The 23,082-nt window shown below is 72.3% G+C and carries 17 protein-coding genes and 3 pseudogenes; 14 read left to right on the top strand and 6 right to left on the bottom strand.

The genetic code is table 11. The features are described from left to right. Positions 1-18: 18 nt before the first annotated feature. Entirely contained in the window at positions 19-981 is a 963-nt protein-coding gene (gene speB, locus AC2RP6_RS25425) for an agmatinase (protein WP_030655465.1), read from the bottom strand. Between the two features lie 117 nt (positions 982-1,098). On the opposite strand from speB, the pseudogene AC2RP6_RS25420 reads away from it, so the two are divergent. The 3 genes and pseudogenes from AC2RP6_RS25420 (at position 1,099) to tesB (ending at position 4,662) form a co-directional block, all read left to right on the top strand. Further along, positions 1,099-2,497 (top strand): annotated as a pseudogene (locus AC2RP6_RS25420) (PucR family transcriptional regulator ligand-binding domain-containing protein). Between the two features lie 125 nt (positions 2,498-2,622). Further along, positions 2,623-3,780 carry an acyl-CoA dehydrogenase family protein gene (locus AC2RP6_RS25415; RefSeq protein WP_486448288.1) on the top strand — a complete coding sequence of 386 codons (1,158 nt, stop codon included), beginning with the start codon at positions 2,623-2,625 and terminating at the stop codon, positions 3,778-3,780. A 6-nt stretch (positions 3,781-3,786) separates the two neighbouring features. Beyond that, entirely contained in the window at positions 3,787-4,662 is an 876-nt protein-coding gene (gene tesB, locus AC2RP6_RS25410; protein WP_486448287.1) for an acyl-CoA thioesterase II, read from the top strand. Between the two features lie 13 nt (positions 4,663-4,675). Here the strand turns inward: tesB and AC2RP6_RS25405 are convergent, their stop codons facing one another. From AC2RP6_RS25405 to AC2RP6_RS25390, 4 genes and pseudogenes are all read right to left on the bottom strand, one after another. Continuing rightward, positions 4,676-4,834 (bottom strand): DUF4253 domain-containing protein, encoded by a 159-nt coding sequence (locus AC2RP6_RS25405; RefSeq protein WP_486448286.1) that lies wholly within the window; start codon positions 4,832-4,834, stop codon positions 4,676-4,678. 74 nt (positions 4,835-4,908) lie between these two features. Next, positions 4,909-5,241 (bottom strand): annotated as a pseudogene (locus AC2RP6_RS25400) (DUF4253 domain-containing protein); the annotation flags it as partial. A 368-nt stretch (positions 5,242-5,609) separates the two neighbouring features. Beyond that, the gene (locus AC2RP6_RS25395; RefSeq protein ID WP_486448285.1) at positions 5,610-6,431 is read right to left on the bottom strand and encodes a phosphatase; all 822 of its coding nucleotides are present in this window, start codon (positions 6,429-6,431) and stop codon (positions 5,610-5,612) included. Positions 6,432-6,487: 56 nt separating this feature from the next. Continuing rightward, the gene (locus AC2RP6_RS25390; protein ID WP_360872169.1) at positions 6,488-7,066 is read right to left on the bottom strand and encodes an SACE_7040 family transcriptional regulator; all 579 of its coding nucleotides are present in this window, start codon (positions 7,064-7,066) and stop codon (positions 6,488-6,490) included. 99 nt (positions 7,067-7,165) lie between these two features. Between AC2RP6_RS25390 and AC2RP6_RS25385 the strand changes: the two genes are divergently transcribed. The 10 genes and pseudogenes from AC2RP6_RS25385 to AC2RP6_RS25340 all read left to right on the top strand — a co-directional run bounded on the left by AC2RP6_RS25385 (position 7,166) and on the right by AC2RP6_RS25340 (position 20,390). Further along, positions 7,166-8,782 carry a carboxyl transferase domain-containing protein gene (locus AC2RP6_RS25385; protein WP_486448284.1) on the top strand — a complete coding sequence of 539 codons (1,617 nt, stop codon included), beginning with the start codon at positions 7,166-7,168 and terminating at the stop codon, positions 8,780-8,782. A 23-nt stretch (positions 8,783-8,805) separates the two neighbouring features. Further along, positions 8,806-10,813 (top strand): annotated as a pseudogene (locus AC2RP6_RS25380) (acetyl/propionyl/methylcrotonyl-CoA carboxylase subunit alpha). Positions 10,814-10,824: 11 nt separating this feature from the next. Then, complete coding sequence (locus AC2RP6_RS25375; protein WP_486450444.1) at positions 10,825-11,742, top strand: hydroxymethylglutaryl-CoA lyase; 918 nt, start codon at positions 10,825-10,827, stop codon at positions 11,740-11,742. 7 nt (positions 11,743-11,749) lie between these two features. Next, positions 11,750-12,910, top strand: coding sequence for an acyl-CoA dehydrogenase family protein (locus AC2RP6_RS25370; protein ID WP_030818972.1), 1,161 nt, complete (start codon positions 11,750-11,752; stop codon positions 12,908-12,910). Between the two features lie 148 nt (positions 12,911-13,058). Then, positions 13,059-14,096 carry an ABC transporter substrate-binding protein gene (locus AC2RP6_RS25365; RefSeq protein ID WP_486448283.1) on the top strand — a complete coding sequence of 346 codons (1,038 nt, stop codon included), beginning with the start codon at positions 13,059-13,061 and terminating at the stop codon, positions 14,094-14,096. Positions 14,097-14,205: 109 nt separating this feature from the next. Then, positions 14,206-15,105, top strand: coding sequence for a siderophore-interacting protein (locus AC2RP6_RS25360; RefSeq protein ID WP_486448282.1), 900 nt, complete (start codon positions 14,206-14,208; stop codon positions 15,103-15,105). Between the two features lie 147 nt (positions 15,106-15,252). Further along, positions 15,253-16,743 carry a pyridoxal phosphate-dependent decarboxylase family protein gene (locus AC2RP6_RS25355; RefSeq protein WP_486448281.1) on the top strand — a complete coding sequence of 497 codons (1,491 nt, stop codon included), beginning with the start codon at positions 15,253-15,255 and terminating at the stop codon, positions 16,741-16,743. Next, positions 16,727-18,028 carry a lysine N(6)-hydroxylase/L-ornithine N(5)-oxygenase family protein gene (locus tag AC2RP6_RS25350; protein WP_486448280.1) on the top strand — a complete coding sequence of 434 codons (1,302 nt, stop codon included), beginning with the start codon at positions 16,727-16,729 and terminating at the stop codon, positions 18,026-18,028. Before AC2RP6_RS25355 ends, AC2RP6_RS25350 begins: the two co-directional genes overlap by 17 nt. Then, on the top strand, positions 18,025-18,612 hold the full coding sequence (locus tag AC2RP6_RS25345; protein WP_486448279.1) for a GNAT family N-acetyltransferase: 588 nt from the start codon (positions 18,025-18,027) through the stop codon (positions 18,610-18,612). Before AC2RP6_RS25350 ends, AC2RP6_RS25345 begins: the two co-directional genes overlap by 4 nt. Then, a complete protein-coding gene (locus AC2RP6_RS25340; RefSeq protein ID WP_486448278.1) occupies positions 18,609-20,390 on the top strand; it encodes an IucA/IucC family protein in 1,782 nt (593 codons plus the stop codon). The genes AC2RP6_RS25345 and AC2RP6_RS25340 overlap by 4 nt, the downstream gene beginning before the upstream one ends. 135 nt (positions 20,391-20,525) lie before the next feature. On the opposite strand, the gene AC2RP6_RS25335 is transcribed toward AC2RP6_RS25340, so the two are convergent. Continuing rightward, positions 20,526-22,106: a beta-N-acetylhexosaminidase gene (locus tag AC2RP6_RS25335; RefSeq protein WP_486448277.1), complete on the bottom strand. Its 1,581-nt coding sequence runs from the start codon at positions 22,104-22,106 to the stop codon at positions 20,526-20,528. 52 nt (positions 22,107-22,158) lie between these two features. Between AC2RP6_RS25335 and AC2RP6_RS25330 the strand changes: the two genes are divergently transcribed. Then, complete coding sequence (locus tag AC2RP6_RS25330) at positions 22,159-23,046, top strand: DUF4429 domain-containing protein (protein ID WP_486448276.1); 888 nt, start codon at positions 22,159-22,161, stop codon at positions 23,044-23,046. Positions 23,047-23,082: the final 36 nt, after the last annotated feature.

The raw sequence follows: 23,082 nt of genomic DNA, 5'->3' as shown, positions 1-23,082 counted from the left end.
GGGTGCGGGGTGCCCTTCTTACTTCGCCTTCGCCGCCGCGATCTGACGGCTCATGATCGTGGTGAGCTCGTACGCGGTGTGCGAGGCCGCGACCGAGGTGATCTCGGCGTGATCGTACGCCGGGGCCACCTCGACCACGTCGGCGGAAACGAGGTTGCAGGAGGACAGTCCGCGGATGATCTCCAGCAGCTCGCGGGAGGTCATGCCGCCGGCCTCGGGGGTGCCGGTGCCGGGGGCGTGCGCCGGGTCCAGGACGTCGATGTCGATGGAGATGTACAGCGGGCGGTCGCCGATGCGCTGGCGCAGCTGGTCGGCGACCTCGTCGGCGCCGCGGCGGTAGACGTCCGCGGAGGTGACGATGCCGAAGCCCATCTTGGCGTCGTCGTCGAGGTCCTGCTTGCCGTACAGCGGGCCGCGGGTGCCGACGTGGGAGAGGGCCTCGGTGTCGAGGATGCCCTCCTCGACGGCGCGGCGGAACGGCGTGCCGTGGGTGTACTCGGCGCCGAAGTAGGTGTCCCAGGTGTCCAGGTGGGCGTCGAAGTGCAGGAGCGCGACCGGGCCGTGCTTCTTGGCGACCGAGCGCAGCAGCGGCAGGGCGATGGTGTGGTCGCCGCCGAGGGTCATCAGGCGGGAGCCGTTGCCGAGGAGCTCGTCGGCGGCGGCCTCGACCGTCTCCACGGCCTCGTTGATGTTGAAGGGGTTCACCGCGATGTCACCGGCGTCCGCGACCTGCGCGAGCGCGAAGGGCGAGGCGTCCTGCGCCGGGTTGTAGGGGCGCAGCAGGCGGGAGGCCTCGCGGATGGCGTTGCCGCCGAAGCGGGCGCCCGGGCGGTAGGAGACGCCGGAGTCGAAGGGCACGCCGACGACGGCGACGTCGGCGGAGCCGACCTCGTCGAGCCGGGGCAGCCGGGCGAAGGTCGCCGGGCCCGCGTAGCGCGGGATGCGGGAGGAGTCGACGGGTCCGCGCGGCTGCGTGCTCATGGCTGGTGCCTCTTTCTCTGGCCTGACGTGTGCGGTCCTTCGAGCGTAAGCGGGCCGCGGGAGGGTGGGGAGTGTACGTTTCATCCATCTGGTCCTACTGATGTGTATGGAGCATCCATGCCCGCCCTTCCCAGCGATCCGGAGTACGGCAACGGACCCGCCGGGGAGCCGCTCACCCCTCCGGTGCCCCTCGCCGCGCTGCTCGCCGACCGGGAAGCTCGGCCTGCGGCACCTCGCCGGGCCGGCCGCCGCCGGGGTGCACGGCGTGCACGCCTCCGAGATGCCCGATCCCACTCCCTACCTGCTCGGCGGCGAGCTGCTGCTGACCGCCGGGGCGGGCCCCGCCGAGGACCCCGACGGGTACGTGGCCCGGCTCGCCGGGGCGGGGGCGGCCGCCCTCGGCTTCGGCGTGGCCCCGGTGCACGAGGAGGTCCCGGCCGCGCTGGCCGAGGCCTGCGCCCGGCACGGGCTGCCCCTGCTGGAGGTTCCGCCGCGGACCCCGTTCTCGGCGGTCGCCCGCGCGGTGGGGCGCCTGATGGCGGAGGCCCGGACCCGGGAGCTGCGCCGGACCACCGAGGCCCAGCAGGCCCTGGCCGCGGCCGCGGCCCGGCCCGATCCGGTCCCGGCGGTACTGGCCCGGCTCGCCGCGAGCCTGGGCGGCTCGGTCGCCCTGTGGCCGGGCGGCCGGACCGCGGGCCCGGAGCTGCCCGCCCCGGCCCGGGAGGCGCTGTCCGCGCTGCTGGTCCGGGTCGGCCGCGAGGGCGGGCCCGCCACGGCCACGGACCGGGCGGGCGGACACCACCTGGCCGCATACGCGCTGGCCGGGCGGGCCGCGCTGGGCACCGCGACCCCGGCCCGCGCGCCCGGCGACCACACCGTGGCCTCGGTGGCCGCCGTACTGCTGACCCTGCTCACGGCCGACCGGCCGGCCGGGACGGAGGCGGCGGCCCTGACCCGGCTGCTGCTCGACGGGGATCCGGCCGCGGCCCTGACCGCCGGGCCCTGGTACGCCGTCCACGCCCGCGGCACCGGGGATCCGCAGGCCCTCGCGGCCGCGCTGGGCACCGTACTGCTGGACCCGCACGAGGGCGGCGCGCGGCTGCTGGCCGACCGGGAGCCGGGCGCGCAGCCCGGGTGGCGGCTCGGGGTGAGCGCCCCCGCGGCGCCGGACGCGCTGGCCGCGGCGGACGCCCAGGCCGGGCGCGCGCTCCAGCGCGCGGAGGGGGCCCGTACCCCGCTGGCCCGGCACGCCGAGGCCGGCTTCGCGGGCCTGGTCGGGGAGGCCGAGGCCCGGACCCATGCCGAGGCCCTGCTCGGCCCGCTCTCCCCCGCGCTGCGCGACACCCTGCGCGTCTGGCTGGCGCACCACGGCAGCTGGGACCGCACGGCGGCCGCCTCGGGCCTCCACCGCAACACGGTGCGCCAGCGCATCGGCCGCGCCGCGGCCCTGCTCGACCGGGACCTCGACGACCCGGACGTGCGGATGGAGCTGTGGTTCGCGCTGCGCCGGGCGTGATCCGGCCACGGGTGTGACGTACGCGCGTGCGACCGAGTCTGGACAGCGTGGTCAACTCGTCGGTAACTTAGTCTGAGCAAGCGCTTAATTTAGGCGGCGGACCGCCGCGACGAAGGGAGCCGGCCGTGCGCCGTACGGTGTTCAACGAGGACCACGAGGCGTTCCGCGAGACCATCCGCGCCTTCATCGAGGCCGAGGTCGTCCCCGTCTACGACGACTGGTTCGCCGCCGGACAGGCGCCGCGCGACTTCTACTACAAGCTCGGCGAGCTGGGCGTCTTCGGCATCAACGTGCCCGAGGAGTTCGGCGGCGCGGGCCTGGACACCCACAAGTTCGAGGCCGTCCTCTACGAAGAGACCTCCCGCGCGGGCGTGAACTTCGGCGGCTCCGGCGTGCACGTGCTGCTCGCCCTGCCCTACATCAAGATGCTCGCCTCCGACGAGCAGAAGAAGCGCTACCTGCCGAACTTCGTCTCCGGCGAGGAGATGTGGGCCCTGGCCATGACCGAGCCGGGCACCGGCTCGGACGTCGCGGGCATGAAGACCACCGCCAAGCTCTCCGAGGACGGCACCCACTACGTCCTCAACGGCTCCAAGACCTTCATCACCGGCGGCGTCCACGCCGACCGCGTGATCGTCTGCGCCCGCACCTCCGCCCCGAGCGCGGACGACCGCCGCTTCGGCATCTCCCTCTTCGCCGTGGACACCAAGTCCGAGGGCTACTCCATCGGCCGCAAGCTCGACAAGCTCGGCCTGCGCACCTCCGACACCGCCGAGCTGGCGTTCGTCGACGTGAAGGTCCCGGTCGAGGACCTGCTCGGCGAGGAGGGCAAGGGCTTCTACTACCTCGGCCACAACCTGGCCTCCGAGCGCTGGGGCATCGCCTTCGGCGCGTACGCCCAGGCCAAGGCCGCCGTCCGGTTCGCCCAGCAGTACGTGCAGGAGCGCACCGTCTTCGGCAAGCCCGTCGCGCACTTCCAGAACACCAAGTTCGAGCTGGCCGCCTGCCAGGCCGAGGTCGACGCCGCCGAGGCCGTCGCCGACCGCGCGCTGGAGGCCCTGGACGCCGGCGAGCTGACCCCGGCCGAGGCCGCCTCCGCGAAGCTGTTCTGCACAGAGGTCGCGCACCGCGTCATCGACCGCTGCCTCCAGCTGCACGGCGGCTACGGCTACATGAACGAGTACCCGATCGCCCGCCTGTACGCCGACAACCGCGTCAACCGCATCTACGGCGGCACCAGCGAGATCATGAAGTCGATCATCGCCAAGTCGATGGGTCTGTAAGTCCCCTTGAACGAGGCACTGACGGATCTCCTCGATCTGCTCGACCTGGAGCAGATCGAGGAGAACATCTTCCGCGGCACCAGCCGCACCTCCCTGGTGCCGCGCGTCTTCGGCGGCCAGGTGGCCGCCCAGGCCCTGGTCGCGGCCGGGCGCACGGTGCCCGCGGACCGTCTGCCGCACTCGCTGCACTCGTACTTCCTGCGCACCGGCGACTCCGGCGCGCCGATCGTCTACTCCGTGGACCGGATCCGCGACGGCCGGTCCTTCACCACCCGGCGCGTGGTCGCCGTCCAGCACGGACAGCCGATCTTCCACCTCTCCGCGTCCTTCCAGACGTACGAGGAGGGGCTGGAGCACCAGGTCCCGATGCCCGCGGCGCCGGACCCCGAGTCCCTGCCGACGGCCCTCCAGGCGCTGCCCCCGTACCGCGAGATCTTCCGCGACCCGGGCACCGTCGAACGCCTGCTGGAGGCACGCGGCGCGGTGGACCTGCGGTACGCGACCACCCCGCCCTGGGGCACGGTCGGCGAACCGCTGGAGCCGCGCTCGCAGGTCTGGTTCCGCACCCAGGGCAAGCTCGCGGACGACCCGCTGCTGCACACCTGCCTGGCCACCTACGTCTCCGACATGACCCTGCTCGACGCCGTCCTGCTCGCGCACGGGCGCGGCGGCTGGGCGGTGGGCGACGTCGTCGGGGCCTCGCTGGACCACGCGATGTGGTTCCACCGGCCGTTCCGCGCGGACGAATGGCTGCTGTACGACCAGGAGTCCCCGTCGGCCCACGGGGGCCGCGGCCTGGGCCAGGCCCGCATCTACACCCAGGACGGCCGCCTGGCGATCACGGTCATCCAGGAGGGCGTGGTCCGCGTCCCGCGCACCTGATCCGGCAGGCGGCTCAGTCCCACCAGAACCCCCAGTGCCCGCGCCCGGTGACGGCCTCGTCGGCGTAGGCGCGGATGCTGCCGGAGCCCTGCCGGATGTTGTCGGGCGAGAGCGCGAAGTGCTCCGCCGCGACGGGCAGGGCGCGGGCGGTCGTGGGCGGCGGGAGCGCCACCGAGAGGTGGAGCCGTCGAATCCGAGGGCGACGAGCCGGGCGCCGAAGCGGTCCTCCCAGGACCGGAGCACCACGCTGATCAGGGCGGTGTCGTTCTCGTAGTTGGTCGGCCCGCCCCAGCCCAGCGCGGTGGGTACGTCGGCTCCGCGGCCGGCGGGGACCAGCGCGAGCCGGGGACTCGGAAGGTGTCCTTGCCCGATCAGCTCGTCCGCCAGCTCGCAGGCCGCGGCCCGCGGGTCCGGGACGTCGGGACCGTCCGGCGGGCCGGTCACCGCGAGACCGGGCCAGTCCCTGCCGAAGGGCGCGATGACCTCATCGCCCTCCTCCCCCTCAGCGGGGTCGGGCACCACCCTGCTCCAGAACTCGCGCAGCACGGGCTCGACGTGGTGGTCGTCCGGATCGGACATCCGCTCCGGCGCGAACTCCCTCTCCTGCCACCAGCGTTCCAGCCCGGGCCGGTCCTGCAGCAGCACCGCCTGCAGTCCGGCGGCGGCGAGCTGCGGGCCGCAGTACGCGGCGAGCGCGCCCACGCCCACCGGCTCGTCGGACACCCACACCAGCGGCTCGGGTTCCTTGCCCCACCGGTGCCGCCCGGACCTCCTCCGCACGACCCCGCCCGGCGGCAGGTCCAGCCCCAGGGAACGCCCTCGGGGATCATCGGCCAGGACGGACAGCGGATCGCGCTTCTTCGGGGGCTTCACCATGCGGCGACGCTAACGGCGCCCACTGACAGCGCGCCCCGGTCCGGCGGGCGGGCCGGGGCAACGCCCGTGCGTCAGCTCAGGCCCGCCGCGTGCAGCACGTACGCCACCATCGGGTCGTAGTAGCGGGGGTCGCGGACGTGGTCGTCCAGGGGGATCGCCACCTGGAGGGTGCCTTCGGCCTCGCCGAGGAAGAGGGCCGGGTCGTTGCAGTCGGCGTAGCCGACGGCGTCCAGGCCGCGCTGGGCCGCGCAGCCCGCCCAGCCGTGGTCGGCCACGACCAGGTCCGGCTGGGGGCGGCCCTCCGCCGTGAGGGCGTCCAGGATCGCCGCCATCGGGGCCGGGGAGTGGGTGTGCCACAGGGTCGCGCCCCGCTCCAGGACCGCGACGTCCGCGAACTGCCACACCGATCCCTCGTCCGCCGTCAGGCCCTGCGGGATGACGACGATCTCGCAGCCGGCCGCCCGCAGGGCCGCCGCCGTCGCCCGGTGGACGTCCAGGAGGCCGCCCGGGTGCCCGGTGGCCAGCAGAACGCTCTGCCGGTCGGCCGCCGCCTTGCGCAGCCGCGCCGCCAGCCGGTCCAGGCCGGCCACGGTCAGCTCCGGGTCGATGGTGTCCTGGCCGTGGCGGAAGCCCGGGTCGTCCACGACCCCGCAGCGCTCCGCCATCACGGCGAGGACGTCCTGCTCGTCGCTCCAGCGGTCGCCGAGTTCCAGGCCGAGCCAGTAGTGCCGGTCGCCGTTGGCGAGCTTGCGGTAGTGGGAGAGGTTGTTCTCGCGCGGCGTCGCCACCTGCCCCGCGATCCGCGTGCGGACCAGATGGTCGACGAGTTCGGCGCGGCTCGGCGTTGCAACAGATCGGTCGGACGTCTCTATCGGCTTCGGCATACGGGCCATTCTGCCGCCGCCGGGCCGGAGGCGGCGCGTCCATTCCGGTCGGCGGACGCCCCGGGTCATGCCGACAGCGCCCCGAACGCCCCGTGCGCCAGCCTGCGCAGCAGCGCCTCCGTGGCCTCCCGCCCCAGGGCCGCCAGGTGCGGGGTGGAGTTGAGCAGGCCGAACACCGCGTGCACGGCCACCCGTACCTCCGCCTCGCCCACCTCGGGGTGCAGCTCCCGCACGACCTCCACCCACAGCTCCACGTACTGGCGCTGCAGCTGCCGTACGAGCTTGCGGTCGGCCTCCCGCAGCCGGTCGAGCTCCCGGTCGTGGAGGGTGATCAGGGCCCGGTCGTCGAGTGCGAAGTCGATGTGGCCGTCGATGAGGGAGGACAGGACCCGGCCCGGGTCCCCCGCGGCCTCGGCCACCCGGTGCCGGCCGCCGGTGAGCAGCCGTTCGCTGATGCCGACGAGCAGCTCGGCGAGCATGGCGTCCTTGCCCGCGAAGTGCCGGTACAGGCCGGGGCCGCTGATGCCCACCGCGGCCCCTATCTCGTCGACGCCGACGCCGTGGAAGCCGCGCGCAGCGAACAGGCGGGCGGCCTCGCTGAGGATCTGCTCGCGACGGGTCGGGGCGGCGGCTCTGGTGCTCATGGGAAACCATTCTAGACAGGGCCGTTAGCGGTCGTTAACCTAAGCTCCACGAGCGTTAACGCTCATTAACCGCCTGGAACGAGCAAGGGAGCTCGACCGATGCAGCAGGCACCAGTGCTGACGAGCGCCGCGGACCCGGCGTCCGAGGCCTGGCGGACCAACGAGGCCGCCCACCGCGAGCTGACCGAGGGCCTGCGCGCCCGGCTCGACGCGGCCCGGCTCGGCGGCGGCGAGAAGGCCCGCGCCCGCCACACCGCCCGCGGGAAGCTCCTCCCGCGCGACCGCGTGGACGCCCTCCTGGACCCGGGCTCGCCCTTCCTGGAGCTGGCCCCGCTGGCCGCCGAGGGCATGTACGGGGGCTCCGCCCCCGCCGCCGGGGTCATCGCGGGCATCGGCCGGGTCAGCGGGCGCGAGTGCGTGATCGTCGCGAACGACGCCACCGTCAAGGGCGGCACGTACTACCCGATGACCGTCAAGAAGCACCTGCGCGCCCAGGAGGTGGCGCTGGAGAACCGTCTCCCCTGCCTCTATCTGGTCGACTCCGGCGGGGCCTTCCTGCCCATGCAGGACGAGGTCTTCCCCGACCGGGAGCACTTCGGCCGCATCTTCTACAACCAGGCCCGCATGTCGGGCGCCGGCATCCCGCAGATCGCCGCCGTCCTCGGCTCCTGCACCGCGGGCGGGGCGTACGTGCCGGCCATGAGCGACGAGGCCGTCATCGTCCGCAACCAGGGCACGATCTTCCTGGGCGGCCCGCCGCTGGTGAAGGCGGCCACCGGTGAGGTCGTCACGGCCGAGGAGCTCGGCGGCGGCGAGGTCCACTCCCGCGTCTCCGGGGTGACCGACCACCTCGCGGAGGACGACGCGCACGCGCTGCGGATCGTACGGAACATCGTGGCGACCCTGCCCGGGCGCGGGGAGCTGCCCTGGTCGGTGGAGGCCCCGGAGGAGCCGAAGGTGGACCCGGCCGGGCTGTACGGCGCGGTCCCCGTCGACTCGCGCACCCCCTACGACGCCCGCGAGATCATCGCGCGGGTCGTGGACGGCTCCCGCTTCCAGGAGTTCAAGTCCGAGTTCGGCCAGACGCTGGTCACCGGCTTCGCCCGGATCCACGGCCACCCGGTCGGCATCATCGCGAACAACGGCATCCTGTTCGCCGAGTCCGCCCAGAAGGGCGCCCACTTCATCGAGCTGTGCGACCAGCGCGGCATCCCGCTGCTCTTCCTGCAGAACATCTCGGGCTTCATGGTCGGCCGCGACTACGAGGCCGGCGGCATCGCCAAGCACGGCGCCAAGATGGTCACGGCCGTGGCCTGCGCCCGGGTGCCGAAGCTGACGGTGGTGGTCGGCGGCTCGTACGGCGCCGGCAACTACTCGATGTGCGGGCGGGCCTATTCCCCCCGCTTCCTGTGGATGTGGCCCAACGCCAAGATCTCCGTGATGGGCGGCGAGCAGGCCGCCTCGGTCCTCGCGACGGTCAAGCGCGACCAGATCGAGGGCGCCGGCCAGGAGTGGCCGGCCGAGGACGAGGAGGCCTTCAAGGCCCCGGTCCGCGCCCAGTACGAGGAGCAGGGCAACGCCTACTACGCCACGGCGCGGCTGTGGGACGACGGGGTCATCGACCCCATGGAGACCCGGCAGGTGCTGGGACTGGCCCTGACCGCGTGCGCGAACGCCCCGCTGGGCGACTCGGGCTTCGGCATCTTCCGTATGTGACGTGTGACGTGAGGACCTCACTGATGTTCAGCACTGTTCTGGTCGCGAACCGCGGCGAGATCGCGGTCCGGGTGATCCGCACCCTGCGGGAAGCTCGGCATCCGCTCCGTGGCCGTCTTCAGCGACGCCGACGCGGACGCCCGCCACGTACGGGAGGCCGACACGGCCGTCCGCATCGGCCCGGCGCCGGCCGCGGAGAGCTACCTGTCGGTGGAGCGGCTGCTGGAGGCCGCGAGGCGGACGGGCGCCGAGGCCGTCCACCCCGGTTACGGCTTCCTCGCGGAGAACGCCGCCTTCGCGCAGGCCTGCACGGACGCCGGACTGGCCTTCATCGGGCCGCCCGCCTCCGCCATCTCCCTCATGGGCGACAAGATCCGCGCGAAGGAGACGGTGAAGGCGGCGGGCGTGCCCGTGGTCCCCGGCTCCTCGGGCAGCGGACTGACCGACGCCGAACTGGTCGCCGCCGCCTCCGAGATCGGCATGCCGGTCCTGCTGAAGCCCTCGGCGGGCGGCGGCGGCAAGGGGATGCGGCTCGTACGGGACGAGGCGGTGCTGGCCGAGGAGATCGCGGCGGCCCGCCGCGAGGCCCGCTCGTCCTTCGGTGACGACACCCTGCTGGTGGAGCGGTGGGTGGACCGGCCCCGGCACATCGAGATCCAGGTGATGGCGGACGCCCACGGCAACGTGGTGCACCTCGGCGAGCGCGAGTGCTCGCTGCAGCGCCGGCACCAGAAGGTCATCGAGGAGGCCCCCTCGGTCCTGCTCGACGAGAAGACCCGCGCGGCGATGGGCGCGGCGGCCGTGGACGCGGCCCGCTCCTGCGGGTACGTCGGCGCGGGCACGGTGGAGTTCATCGTTCCCGGCGGCGACCCGTCCTCCTATTACTTCATGGAGATGAACACCCGCCTCCAGGTCGAGCACCCGGTGACGGAGCTGATCACCGGCCTGGACCTGGTGGAGCTCCAGCTGCGGGTGGCCGCCGGCGGGGCGCTGCCCGTGACCCAGGACGACATCCGGCTGACCGGGCACGCGATCGAGGCCCGCGTCTGCGCGGAGGACCCGGCGCGCGGCTTCCTGCCGTCCGGCGGGACCGTCCTGGCCCTGTCGGAGCCCTCGGGCGGTGCGGTCCGTACGGACTCGGGCCTGACGGCGGGCGTCCCGGTCGGGTCGACGTACGACCCGATGCTGTCGAAGGTCATCGTCCACGGGCCGGACCGCCCGACCGCCCTGCGCATGCTGCGGGGCGCGCTCGCCGACACCGTGATCCTGGGCGTCCAGACGAACGCCGGCTTCCTGCGGCGGCTTCTGGCCCACCCGGACGTGGTGTCGGGCGACCTGGACACCGGCCTGGTCGAGCGCGACCTCCCGTCCCTCCTGCCGGAGGGGGTGCCGGACGAGGTGTACGCGGCCGCCGCGCTGCTGGCGGGCGCCGCGCCGGAGCAGCGGGCGACGGGATGGACCGACCCGTTCGACGCCGCCGACGGCTGGCGCCTGGGCGGTACGCCCGCCTGGACGGTGCACCACTTCCGCCTTCCCGGCCAGGAGCCGGTCGAGGTCCGTACGCGCCCCGCGGGCAGCGGAACGGAGATCCTGCTGGACGCGCTCGACGGCGGCGCACCGGCCCGCGGCCGGATCGTCAGCCGCACCCCCGACACCGTCACCGTCGAACTCGACGGCGTCACCCACCGCTTCAGCCACGCCGCCTCCCCGGAGGGGACCTGGATCGGGCGCGACGCCGACTCCTGGCACGTCCAGCGCCACGACCCCGTGTCCGCCCACGGCGCGGCGAGCGCGGGGGCCGACACCCTCGCCGCCCCCATGCCCGGCACCGTCACGGTCGTCAAGGTGGCCGTCGGTGACAAGGTGACGGCCGGTCAGAGCCTGCTGGTCGTCGAGGCGATGAAGATGGAGCACGTCATCTCCGCCCCGCACGCGGGCACGGTCACCGAGCTGGACGTCTCGCCCGGCACCACCGTCGCCATGGACCAGGTGCTGGCCGTCGTCACCCCGGACGAGGAGGAGGCCGCGTGATCGGGCTGCCCATGCACGTCCCGGCCCCCGGTCTGCCGGCCCGGGTCCGCATCCACGAGGTCGGCGCCCGCGACGGCCTGCAGAACGAGAAGACGGCCGTCCCCACGGAGGTCAAGGCGGAGTTCGTCCGCCGCCTGGCCGCCGCCGGGCTGAGCACCATCGAGGCGACCAGCTTCGTGCACCCCAAGTGGGTGCCCCAGCTGGCCGACGCCGAGCAGCTCCTCCCGCTGCTCGCGGACGTAGACGCCGCCCTGCCCGTCCTCGTGCCCAACGAGCGCGGCCTGGACCGGGCGCTCGCCCTCGGGGCCACCCGGATCGCGGTGTTCGGTTCGGCCACGGAGACCTTCGCCTCCCGCAACCTCAACCGCACCGTCGCCGAGTCCCTCGCCATGTTCGAGCCCGTCGTGGCCCGGGCCCGGCAGGGCGGGGCGCACGTGCGCGGCTATCTGTCCATGTGCTTCGGCGACCCCTGGGAGGGCGCCGTCCCGGTCCACCAGGTCGTCTCCGTGGCCAAGGCCCTGCTCGACCTCGGCTGTGACGAGCTGAGCCTCGGCGACACGATCGGTGTCGCCACCCCGGGCCATGTCCAGGCCCTGCTCTCCGCGCTGAACGAGGCCGGTGTCACCACCGACCGCATCGGCGTGCACTTCCACGACACCTACGGCCAGGCCCTGTCCAACACCCTCGCCGCGCTCCAGCACGGCGTCACCACCGTCGACGCCTCCGCGGGCGGCCTCGGCGGATGCCCGTACGCGAAGAGCGCCACCGGCAACCTCGCGACCGAGGACCTGGTGTGGATGCTCGACGGTCTCGGCATCGAGACCGGGGTCGACCTGGCCGCCCTCACCGCCACGAGCGTGTGGATGGCCGAACGGCTGGGACGCCCCAGCCCCTCCCGTACCGTCCGCGCCCTCTCCCACAAGGAGTAGTCACACCATGTCCCTCGACCACCGGCTCACCCCTGAGCACGAGGAACTCCGCCGTACCGTCGAGGCGTTCGCCCACGACGTGGTCGCCCCGAAGATCGGCGACCTGTACGAGCGGCACGAGTTCCCCTACGAGATCGTCGCCGAGATGGGCCGCATGGGCCTGTTCGGCCTGCCCTTCCCGGAGGAGTACGGCGGCATGGGCGGGGACTACCTCGCCCTCGGCATCGCCCTGGAGGAGCTGGCCCGCGTCGACTCCTCGGTCGCCATCACCCTGGAGGCCGGCGTCTCGCTCGGCGCGATGCCCCTCTACCTCTTCGGCACCGAGGAGCAGAAGCGGCAGTGGCTGCCGAAGCTGTGCTCGGGCGAGGTGCTCGGCGCCTTCGGCCTGACCGAGCCGGGCGCGGGCTCGGACGCCGGCGGCACCCGCACGACGGCCGTCAAGGACGGCGACGAGTGGGTCATCAACGGCTCGAAGTGCTTCATCACCAACTCCGGTACGGACATCACCGGTCTGGTCACGGTCACCGCCGTGACCGGCCGCAAGGCGGACGGCCGTCCGGAGATCTCCTCGATCATCGTCCCGTCCGGCACCCCGGGCTTCACGGTGGCCGCCCCGTACTCGAAGGTGGGCTGGAACTCCTCGGACACCCGTGAGCTGTCCTTCGACGACGTGCGGGTGCCGCTGGCCAACCTGGTGGGCGAGGAGGGCCGCGGGTACGCCCAGTTCCTGCGGATCCTCGACGAGGGCCGCATCGCCATCTCCGCGCTCGCCACGGGCCTCGCGCAGGGCTGTGTGGACGAGTCGGTGAAGTACGCCCGGGAGCGCCACGCCTTCGGCAAGGCGATCGGCGACAACCAGGCCATCCAGTTCAAGCTCGCCGACATGGAGATGCGCGCCCACATGGCCCGCATCGGCTGGCGCGACGCGGCGTCCCGCCTGGTCGCCGGGGAGCCCTTCAAGAAGGAGGCGGCGATCGCGAAGCTGTACTCCTCCACGGTGGCCGTGGACAACGCCCGTGACGCGACGCAGATCCACGGCGGCTACGGCTTCATGAACGAGTACCCGGTGGCTCGAATGTGGCGGGACTCCAAGATCCTGGAGATCGGCGAGGGCACCAGCGAGGTCCAGCGCATGCTGATCGCCCGCGAGCTGGGCTTCGCCGGCTAGCCCAAAGGCCCGCGCACGTGCGGGTGGTGAGAGGGGGCCCGAAAAAAACTTAGGGCCCCCTTACCGTTTTCGGCCAAGGTTAGGCTAACCTTCCCCACGAACGGCACGCTGGTGGCCGCCCCGGTACGCACGAAAACGGACATCGATTATGCCCAAGTCCCGCAACTTCTCCTTCACCCGTCGTGGCTTCGTCGCCGCGGGTGGCGCCCTCGGCCTCGTCGCCGCGCTCGCCGCGTGCGGTGGCACCGACTCGGCGAAGGACGGCGACAAGGGCAGCACCGCCGCCGCTTCCTCCGGTCCCTGGACCTTCAAGGACGACCTCGGCAAGGACGTCAGCGCCAAGTCCACGCCGAAGAACATCGTCGCGTTCACCGGCACCGCCGCCGCGCTGTACGACTACGGCGTCCCGGTCAAGGGCGTCTTCGGCCCGACCAAGACCGCCGACGGCAAGCCGGACGTCCAGGCCGGTTCCATGGACATCTCCAAGGTCGAGATCCTCGGCAACGTCTACGACGAGTTCAACGTCGAGAAGTACGCCGCCCTCCAGCCCGACCTGCTCGTCACCAACACCTGGGACGGCTCGTACTGGTACGTGCCCGAGGCCTCCAAGGACAAGATCCTGAAGGTGGCCCCGGCCGCCGCGATCGGTGTCGGCGGCAACGTCTCCATGGACAAGGCCCTGGAGCGCACCGCGGACCTCGCCAAGTCCCTGGGCGCCGACATGAACGCCAAGGCCGCCGTCGACGGCAAGGCCCGCTTCGAGGCCGCCGCCGCCAAGGTCCGCGAGGCCACCAAGGCCAACCCGGGCATCAAGGTCCTCGTCGGCTCCGGCTCCGCCGACCTCTTCTACGCCTCCACCCCGGACACCTCGGCCGACCTGAAGTACTTCAAGTCCCTGGGCGTCGAGTTCATCACCCCGGACAAGCTCGACGAGGGCGGCTTCTTCGAGAGCCTGAGCTGGGAGAACGCCGGCAAGTACAAGGCCGACCTGGTCCTGCTCGACAACCGCACCGGCACCCTGCAGCCGGAGGAGCTGAAGGCCAAGGCCACCTGGGCCGAGATGCCCGCCGTGAAGGCCGGCCAGGTCGCCCCGCGCACCACCGAGCCGATCTTCTCGTACGACAAGTGCGCGCAGATCCTCGAGGACCTCGCCAAGGCCGTCCAGAACGCCAAGAAGGTCTCCTGACCCTCGCGCGGCGCCCGGTGACCCCGGGCGCCCGCCCCCAGGGCGTGTCCGCACCGGACACGCCCTGGACCCGGCTCCGGCCGCACCGACTTCCAGGGGGACCCTCCGCATGACCGCCACCGCGTCCGACACCCCGGCCGCCTCGCACTTCCGCTTCTTCACGCTCGAAGTGCTCCGCACGCGCCGTCTGGGCCACTCGTTCCTGCGGGTCACCTTCGGCGGCGAGTCCCTCGCGGACTTCCGTTCCGGCGGCTTCGACCAGAGCTTGTCGCTCTTCCTGCCCCCGGCCGGCACGGAGCACACCGCGCTGCCGTCCACGGACGAGGACACCTGGTTCACCGCCTGGCGCGCCATGCCGGAGGAGGAGCGGCCGGTGATGCGCTCCTACACCGTGCGCGAGCAGCGCCGCGACGAGGCGGGCGCCGTCGAGGTCGACATCGACTTCGTCCTGCACGGGGACGTCTCGCCCGCCTCGCACTGGGCCGGGCGCGCGGCCGCCGGACGCCGCATCATGGCGATCGGCCCGGCCGTCGCCGAGAACAAGTCCGTGCGCTTCCAGCCGCCGGCCGGCACCGACGCGGTCTGGATGTACGCGGACGAGACCGCCCTGCCGGCCGCGGCCGCCATCCTGGACCGGCTGCCCGCGGGCACCCGGGTCCGGGCCTGGTTCGAGGTCCCGCACGAGGACGACCGGCTGGGGCTCGGCACTCCCGCCGACGCGGACATCACGTGGATCGTGCGCGCCGGCGACGACCGGGAGCGGACCGCCCGGGTTCTGGAGGCGGTCCGCGCGGCGCAGCCGCCGGCCGGGGAGGCCCCGTACGTATGGCTGGCGGGCGAGGCGGGCACGGTCCGCGCGGTACGCCGCCACGTCGTGCAGGAACGTTCCGTCGACCGCCGCTCGGTGCGCTTCACCGGCTACTGGCGGCTCGGTGCGAGCGAGGAGCAGCTCCTCGCCGAGGCGTACGCGGGCAAGGCTCCCAGCGAGGACCCCACCTCCGAGCTGTAGTCAGTTCCGCGCCTCCCCCTAGCAGTTCGAGATGGACCCTGGCCGAAGCCAGGGTCCATCTTCATTTGGTCATTCCGATTAGGTTAGGCTAACCTAAACATCACACACCCCACCCTCCCCTTCTCCCCCCTGCCCGGAGGAAAGTTGATGCGCCAGCATCTGCTGAACGAGACGACCGCGGATATCTACCGCCGTTCTGTCACCGAGGGCGTCGACCGCGTCGCCGCCAAGCTCGCCACCACCGAACGGCCCCACACCGGCATATCCGTCGACGAACTCGCCCCGGTCATCAACGGGATCGACCTCGACACCCCGCTCGGCGACTCCTCCGCCGCGCTGGCCGAGCTGGAGGACGTCTACCTCCGCGACGCCGTCTACTTCCACCACCCGCGCTACCTGGGCCATCTCAACTGCCCGGTCGTCATCCCCGCGGTGGTCGGCGAGGCCGTCATGGCCGCCGTCAACTCCTCCCTCGACACCTGGGACCAGTCCATCGGCGGCACGCTCATCGAGCGCCGCCTCATCGACTGGACCACCCGCCGCATCGGCCTCGGCGAGAACGCGGACGGCATCTTCACCTCCGGTGGCAGCCAGTCCAACTTCCACGCGCTGCTGCTCGCCCGCGACGAGGCCTGCCGCACCGTCATGAAGCGCGCCATGGACGCCGGGATCGGCCTGACCAAGGCCGAACTCCTGCCCAAGCTGCGCATCTTCACCTCCGAGGCCAGCCACTTCAGCGTGCAGAAGTCGGCCGCCATGCTGGGCCTGGGCTACGAGGCCGTCATCTCCGTGCCCGTGGACCGCAACCGCCGCATGGACACCTCACTCCTCGCGCTGGAGCTGGAGAACTGCGCCGCCGAGGGGCTGTTCCCGATGGCCGTCGTCGCCACCGCCGGCACCACCGACTTCGGGTCCATCGACCCGCTCCCCGAGATCGCCCGCCTCACCGCCGAGCACTCCGCGTGGATGCACGTGGACGCCGCCTACGGCTGCGGACTGCTGGTCTCCCCCACCCGCCGGCACCTCCTCGACGGCATCGAGCACGCCGACTCGGTCACGGTCGACTACCACAAGTCGTTCTTCCAGCCCGTCAGCTCCAGCGCGATGCTGGTCCGCGACCGCGACACCCTCAAGCACGCCACGTACCACGCGGACTACCTCAACCCGCGCCGCATGGCCGAGGAGCGGATCCCCAACCAGGTCGACAAGTCCATCCAGACCACGCGCCGCTTCGACGCACTCAAGCTCTGGATGACGCTGCGCATCATGGGCGCCGACGGCGTCGGCTCGCTCTTCGACCAGGTCATCGACCTCGCCGCCGCCGGCTACGACGTCATCACGGCCGACCCGCGCTTCGAGGTCGTCGTCGCGCCGCAGATCTCCACCCTCGTCTTCCGCTTCCTGCCCGGCGAGGACGTTCCCGCGGACATCCTCGACGAGGCGCAGCTCCACGCCCGCAAGGCGCTCTTCGCCTCCGGCGAGGCCGTCGTCGCCGGCACCAAGGTGGACGGGAAGCAGTACCTGAAGTTCACCCTCCTCAACCCGCAGACCACGACGGCCGACATCGCAGCCGTCCTCGACCTCCTCGCCGCACACGCCGAGCAGTTCCTGGGAGAATCCCTTGCCGTCCACCACTGAGCCCCACGACTTCATCGGCATCGGTCTCGGTCCCTTCAACCTGGGACTGGCCTGCCTGACGGCGCCGATCGACGAGCTGAGCGGCCTGTTCATCGAGTCGAAGCCGCACTTCGAGTGGCACGCGGGGATGTTCCTGGACGGCGCGCACCTCCAGACGCCCTTCATGTCGGACCTGGTGACCCTGGCCGACCCGACGTCGCCCTTCTCCTTCCTGAACTACCTGAAGGACCAGGACCGGCTGTACTCCTTCTACATCCGGGAGAACTTCTACCCGCTGCGCGCCGAGTACAACGACTACTGCCGCTGGGCCGCAGACCGCCTCGACAACGTCCTGTACTCGACCTCCGTCACCGAGGTCACCTACGACGAGGCCGCCGGCGTCTACGAGGTCCGCACCGACCAGGGCGGGACCCACCGCGCCCGCCGCATCGTCCTGGGCACCGGCACCACGCCGTACGTCCCGGACGCCTGCGCCGGCCTCGGCGGCGACTTCCTGCACAACTCCGCCTACATGCCCAACAAGGCGGAGCTGCAGAAGAAGAAGTCGATCACCCTGGTCGGCTCCGGCCAGAGCGCCGCGGAGATCTACTACGACCTCCTCGCCGAGATCGACGTGCACGGCTACCAGCTCAACTGGGTCACGCGCTCCCCGCGCTTCTTCCCGCTGGAGTACACCAAGCTGACGCTGGAGATGACCTCCCCCGAGTACGTGGACTACTTCCACGCCCTCCCGGAGGACACCCGCTACCGGCTGGAGACCCAGCAGAAGAACCTCTTCAAGGGCATCGACGGCGACCTGATCAACGCCATCTTCGACCTGCTCTACCAGAAGAGGATCGGCATGCCGGGCGCGGTGCCGACGACCCTGCTGACCAACACCTCGCTGAACAGCACGGCCTACGACACCACCACCGGCACCTACACCCTCGGGCTGCGCCAGGAGGAGCAGGAGCGGGACTTCTCCCTCACCACCGAGGGCCTGGTCCTCGCCACCGGCTACAAGTACCGCACCCCCGACTTCCTGGACCCGGTCCGGGACCGCCTGAACTTCGACGGCCGCGGGCGCCTGGACGCCGCCCGCAACTACAGCGTCGACACCACGGGCCGTGGGGTGTACCTCCAGAACGGCACCACCCACAACCACTCCCTGACCTCCCCCGACCTGGGCATGGCCGCGTACCGCAACGCGTACATCGTCGGTGAGCTGCTCGGCCGCGAGTACTACAAGGTCGAGAAGTCCATCGCGTTCCAGCAGTTCGCCGCCCCGGAAGGCACGCACGCATGAGCACCACCGACACCCTCTACTCCCGGACGGACTCCGTCCTCGGAGACTTCTCGATCCGCCCGCTGGACCCGCTCGCCGACGCGGAGCTGCTGCACGGCTGGGTCACGCACCCCAAGGCGTCGTTCTGGATGATGCAGGACGCCTCGCTGCCGGACGTCGAGCGCGAGTACATGCGCATCGCCGCCCACGAGCACCACCAGGCCTACATCGGCCTGCACGAGGGCCGCCCCGCCTTCCTGATGGAGACGTACGACCCGAGCGAGCTGGAGCTGGTCGGCCTGTACGACGCCCAGCCGGGCGACGTCGGCATGCACTTCCTCGTCGCGCCCAGCGACCGGCCGCTGCACGGGTTCACCCGCGCCGTCATCACCACCGTCATGGCCGCGGTCTTCGCCGACCCGGCGACCGTCCGCGTCGTCGTCGAGCCGGACGTCGACAACACCGCCGTGCACGCCCTGAACGAGGCCGTCGGCTTCGTGCCGGAGCGCCGGGTGACCAAGCCGGAGAAGGAGGCGCTGCTGAGCTTCTGCACCCGCGCCCAGTTCGAGGCCGCCACCGGCATCACCCAGGGGGTGTCGATATGAACCTCTCCGACGCCGTGACCCACCTCTCCCCCGAGCTGTGGGACCGGGCCAACCGCGCCCTGGTCCGCAAGGCCCTCGCCGAGTTCGCGCACGAGCGCCTCCTGACCCCGGTCTCCCTCGGCGGCGACCGCTATCGCGTCGTCTCCGACGACGGCACCGTCGAGTACCACTTCGACGCCACCCGGCAGGTCCTCGACCACTGGTCGGTGGACGAGGCGGGCATCACCCGGCTGCGGGACGGCGCGTCGCTGCCGCTGGACGCCCTCGACTTCCACATCGAGTTCCAGCGGACCCTGGGGCTGAGCGCGGAGGTCCTGCCGGTCTACCTGGAGGAGATCTCCTCCACCCTGGCGGGCTCGGCCTTCAAGTACACCAAGCCGCAGATCCCCGCCGCCGTGCTGGCGAAGTCCTCCTTCCAGGACATCGAGACCGGCATGACCGAGGGCCACCCCTGCTTCGTCGCCAACAACGGCCGGCTCGGCTTCGGCGTCCACGAGTACCACGCGTACGCCCCCGAGGCCGCGAGCCCGGTGCACCTGATCTGGGCCGCGGCCCACAAGGACGTCGCCACCTTCACGGCGGGCGCCGGCCTGGAGCACGACGGCTTCATGCGCGCCGAGCTGGGCGACGCCGCCGTCGAGCTGTTCGCGGCGAAGCTGCGCACCATGGGCCTGGACCCGGCGGACTACCTGTTCTTCCCCGTCCACCCCTGGCAGTGGTGGAACAAGACCACGATCACCTTCGCGGCGGAGATCGCGAACCGCCGGCTCGTGCTGCTCGGCGAGGGCGAGGACGCCTACCTCCCGCAGCAGTCGATCCGCACGTTCTTCAACACCACCACCCCGACCAAGCACTACGTCAAGACGGCCATCTCCGTCCTGAACATGGGCTTCATGCGGGGCCTGTCGGCCGCCTACATGGAGGCCACCCCCACCATCAACGACTGGCTGCACCAGCTGATCGAGTCCGACGACGTCCTGCGGTCCGTCGACTTCTCGATCATCCGCGAGCGGGCGGCGATCGGCTACCGGCACCTGCAGTACGAGCGCGCCACCGACCGCTACTCGCCGTACCGCAAGATGCTGGCGGCCCTGTGGCGCGAGTCCCCGGTGAACTCCCTCGGGGACGGCGAGCGCCTGGCGACCATGGCCTCGCTCCTCCACGTGGACGCCGAGGGCACGTCGTTCGTCGGCGCCCTGATCGAGGAGTCCGGCCTCACCCCGGCCGAGTGGCTGAAGCCCTACCTGCGGGCCTACCTGCTGCCGCTGGTGCACTGCTTCTACCAGTACGACCTCGCGTACATGCCGCACGGCGAGAACACCATCCTGGTCATCAAGGACGGCGTCGTACAGCGAGCGATCTTCAAGGACATCGCCGAGGAGATCGTCATCATGGACGCGGACGCGGTGCTGCCGCCCGCGGTCGAGCGGATCCGGGCCGACGTCCCGGAGGACATGAAGCTGCTGTCGATCTTCACGGACGTCTTCGACTGCTTCTTCCGCTTCCTGTCCTCCATCCTCGTCACCGAGGGCATCTGCACGGAGGAGACCTTCTGGCGGGCCGTGGCCGACTGCGCCCACGCCTACCAGGAGTCCATGCCGGCCCTCGCGGAGAAGTTCGAGCGCTACGACTTCTTCGCGGAGGAGTTCCAGCTGTCCTGCCTCAACCGCCTCCAGCTGCGCAACAACAAGCAGATGGTCGACCTCTCCGACCCGTCCGCCGCGCTCCAGCTGGTCGGCAACCTCAAGAACCCCGTCGCGCCCTACGCACGACGGTGAGACACGGGGCGGGGCGGGCGTCGAGACGGTCCCTCGGCACCCGCCCCGCCCCGCCCGTGTGACGGCGTGACCGCGAAGCCCAAGGCCCTCTTCGCGGTCACGCCTTCGCCGTGTCCACGGCCGCGACCCGGGCGCTCAGCGGGTCCAGGGGACGTCCGGGGCACGGAAGTAGCCGATGTCCTGGGCGTCCATGCGGGGCGCCTGGGCCGCGAGGCGGCGGCTGTACGCGGTCCAGTCGAGGGCGGCCGCCGGGGACCAGCCCAGCTCCGCCAGGCCCAGCACCCGCGGGAACGCCATCAGCTCCCACTCGGCCCGCGTCGCGACGTTCTCCGTCCACAGCGGGGCCTCCACCCCGAGCACGGCGGACTCCGGCACCCCGGCCAGATAGGCCCCCGGGTTCCAGGAGTAGGACCGCGCCACCGGGACGTGGCCGGCCCACGCCAGGCCCGGCTTCGTCGCCGCCTCGTACTTCATGTCCAGGTAGGCCCGGTCCGCCGGGGACAGGATCAGCGGGTGCCCGGCCTTCGCGGCCGCCGCCACGGCCGACCGGTCCGCCGCGGAGGTCTTGTCGTGGCCCCAGTACTGGAGCACCGCCCCCGCCGCCGGCCGCGCCGAGGCCAGCTGGTGCCAGGCGACCACCGTCTTGCCGTGGCGGCCCACCACCTCCTGGGCCCGGTCCATGAAGGCCGCGTAGTCCGCCGCCGGGGTCGCGTGCGCCTCGTCGCCGCCGATGTGCAGGTACCGGCCGGGCGTCAGCCGCGCCAGCTCCCCGAGCACCTCGTCGACGAACTCGTACGTCCGCTCCTCGCCGACGCACAGGGAGCTGAAGCCGACCTTGATCCCGGTGTAGCGGGGCGGGGCCTTGCCGTCGCAGTTCAGCTCGGCGTAGGAGGCCAGGGCCGCGTTCATGTGCCCCGGCATGTCGATCTCCGGGACGACGTCGACGTACCGCTCGCCCGCGTACGCCACCAGCTCGCGGTACTGCGCCTTCGTCCAGTGGCCGCCGGGCCCGCCCCCGACCTCGCTCGCGCCGCCGTACTGCGCGAGGCGCGGCCAGGAGTCGATCGCAAGGCGCCAGCCCTGGTCGTCGGTGAGGTGCACGTGCAGGGTGTTGATCTTGTACTGGGCCAGCTGGTCCACGTACCTCTTCACCTGCTCCACCGTGAAGAAGTGCCGCGCCACGTCGACCATCGCGCCCCGGTAGGCGAACCGCGGCCGGTCGGTGACCGTACCGCCCGGCACCGTCCCCGGCCCGGCCGCGGGCACCAGCTGACGCAGGGTCTGGCCCGCCCGGAACAGCCCGGCCGGGGTCCGCGCCACGAGATCGACGCCGCTCGGCCCGGACAGCAGCCGGTAGCCCTCATCCCCCACCCCCTCGGCCGACGGCTCGATCCTGAGCCGGATCCCCTCGCCCCGCGTCCCGTCGACGACCGGCAGCGGCAGCCCGCTCGGCCCGCGCAGTTGCTCCGCCAGCAGCTCTCCCACCCGGCGGACCTCCTCGCCCGCGCCCGGACCCGTACGGACCACGGTGGCGGGCCCGAAGGCGTAGCCGGGGCCCTCCGCGCGGGCGGAGACCGGCGCCGGCAGGAGCCGTTCGAAGGGGGCGGGGGCCGCGGGCGGGTCGTCGCCGGCCCTCGCGTCGTCGCCGCGGGCGGCGGTGCAGGAGACGGCACCGAGGACGAGGAGGGTGCCGAGCGCGCGTCGCAGGACTCTCATGTGCCCAGGTATAGGCCAACTGGCCCGTCCTGCGCGGTGGGAGAATCGTCGAATGGCGGAAATCATCCAGAAGGACGGAACCTGGACGTTCGACGGCGACGCGGTGCGCATCGTGCCGGGCCGCGACAAGGGGGTGGGGCTGCTGCGGCAGACCCTGGGCGAAGTGCTCGTGCCGTTGCGCGCGCTCGCGGGGATCAGTTTCGAACCGGGCCGCAAGGCGGGACGCCTGCGGCTGCGGATGCGGGAGGGGGCCGACCCGCTGACCCAGGTGACGGGCGGGCGGCTGCCGGAGGCCTCCGACCCGTACCGGCTGAGCGTGGAGCCGGACCGGACGGGGGTCGCGGAGTACTTCGTGGACGAGGTGCGCAACGCCCTGCTGCTGGAGCAGGTGGATCCGGGCCCGTGCGAGAGCTACCTGCTGCCCGGCCCGAGCGTGCCGATGGCGGTGGGTGCGGGCGACGGCACCGTCACCTTCGACGGCGACCGGGTCGCGCTGGAGTGGAACTGGACCACCGAGGAGGCCAAGCGCTCCGGCGGCCCGCGCGAGTTCCGGGTCGCGGACCTGCGGACGGTGGAGTGGGCCCCGGCCAAGGGGCTGGAGAACGGCTGGCTCCGCTTCGGTCTGGCGGGCGCCCCGCAGGCCGCCGCGCCCAAGTACGACCCGCACACGGTGGAGCTGTTCGGTTTCAAGAAGGACCCGCTGATGGCACTGGTCGCCGCGGCGGTCGCGCTGCGGCTGCCGCACCCGGCCGCGCCGGCGTCCGACCGCGCCGTCGAGGACGCCCCGCCGAAGGAGCTCGCCGCTGCGCCCGCCGGCGTCGCGGAGGACCACGACGCCCTGCTGCGACGGCTGCGGGAACTGGGGGAGCTGCACCAGACGGGGGTGCTCACGGCCGACGAGTTCGCCGCGGCCAAGCAGGCCGTTTTGCGCAGATTCTGACCGGATGCATCCATTCCGCTGGTCCAGACCAGAGGG

The organism is Streptomyces sp. WAC03905, from assembly GCF_057371075.1.
This window is presented reverse-complemented; position numbering and strand designations above follow the sequence as displayed.

What these genes read in the sequence shown, in the direction of transcription:
- AC2RP6_RS25365 (WP_486448283.1), top strand. Translation starts at nt 13,059, where the DNA reads ATGCCCAAGTCCCGCAACTTCTCCTTCACCCGTCGTGGCTTCGTCGCC.
- AC2RP6_RS25375 (WP_486450444.1), top strand. Translation starts at nt 10,825, where the DNA reads ATGCACGTCCCGGCCCCCGGTCTGCCGGCCCGGGTCCGCATCCACGAG.
- AC2RP6_RS25355 (WP_486448281.1), top strand. Translation starts at nt 15,253, where the DNA reads ATGCGCCAGCATCTGCTGAACGAGACGACCGCGGATATCTACCGCCGT.
- speB (WP_030655465.1), bottom strand. Translation starts at nt 981, where the DNA reads ATGAGCACGCAGCCGCGCGGACCCGTCGACTCCTCCCGCATCCCGCGC.
- AC2RP6_RS25385 (WP_486448284.1), top strand. Translation starts at nt 7,166, where the DNA reads ATGCAGCAGGCACCAGTGCTGACGAGCGCCGCGGACCCGGCGTCCGAG.
- AC2RP6_RS25330 (WP_486448276.1), top strand. Translation starts at nt 22,159, where the DNA reads ATGGCGGAAATCATCCAGAAGGACGGAACCTGGACGTTCGACGGCGAC.
- AC2RP6_RS25340 (WP_486448278.1), top strand. Translation starts at nt 18,609, where the DNA reads ATGAACCTCTCCGACGCCGTGACCCACCTCTCCCCCGAGCTGTGGGAC.
- AC2RP6_RS25360 (WP_486448282.1), top strand. Translation starts at nt 14,206, where the DNA reads ATGACCGCCACCGCGTCCGACACCCCGGCCGCCTCGCACTTCCGCTTC.
- AC2RP6_RS25390 (WP_360872169.1), bottom strand. Translation starts at nt 7,066, where the DNA reads ATGAGCACCAGAGCCGCCGCCCCGACCCGTCGCGAGCAGATCCTCAGC.
- AC2RP6_RS25395 (WP_486448285.1), bottom strand. Translation starts at nt 6,431, where the DNA reads ATGGCCCGTATGCCGAAGCCGATAGAGACGTCCGACCGATCTGTTGCA.
- AC2RP6_RS25370 (WP_030818972.1), top strand. Translation starts at nt 11,750, where the DNA reads ATGTCCCTCGACCACCGGCTCACCCCTGAGCACGAGGAACTCCGCCGT.
- AC2RP6_RS25345 (WP_486448279.1), top strand. Translation starts at nt 18,025, where the DNA reads ATGAGCACCACCGACACCCTCTACTCCCGGACGGACTCCGTCCTCGGA.
- AC2RP6_RS25335 (WP_486448277.1), bottom strand. Translation starts at nt 22,106, where the DNA reads ATGAGAGTCCTGCGACGCGCGCTCGGCACCCTCCTCGTCCTCGGTGCC.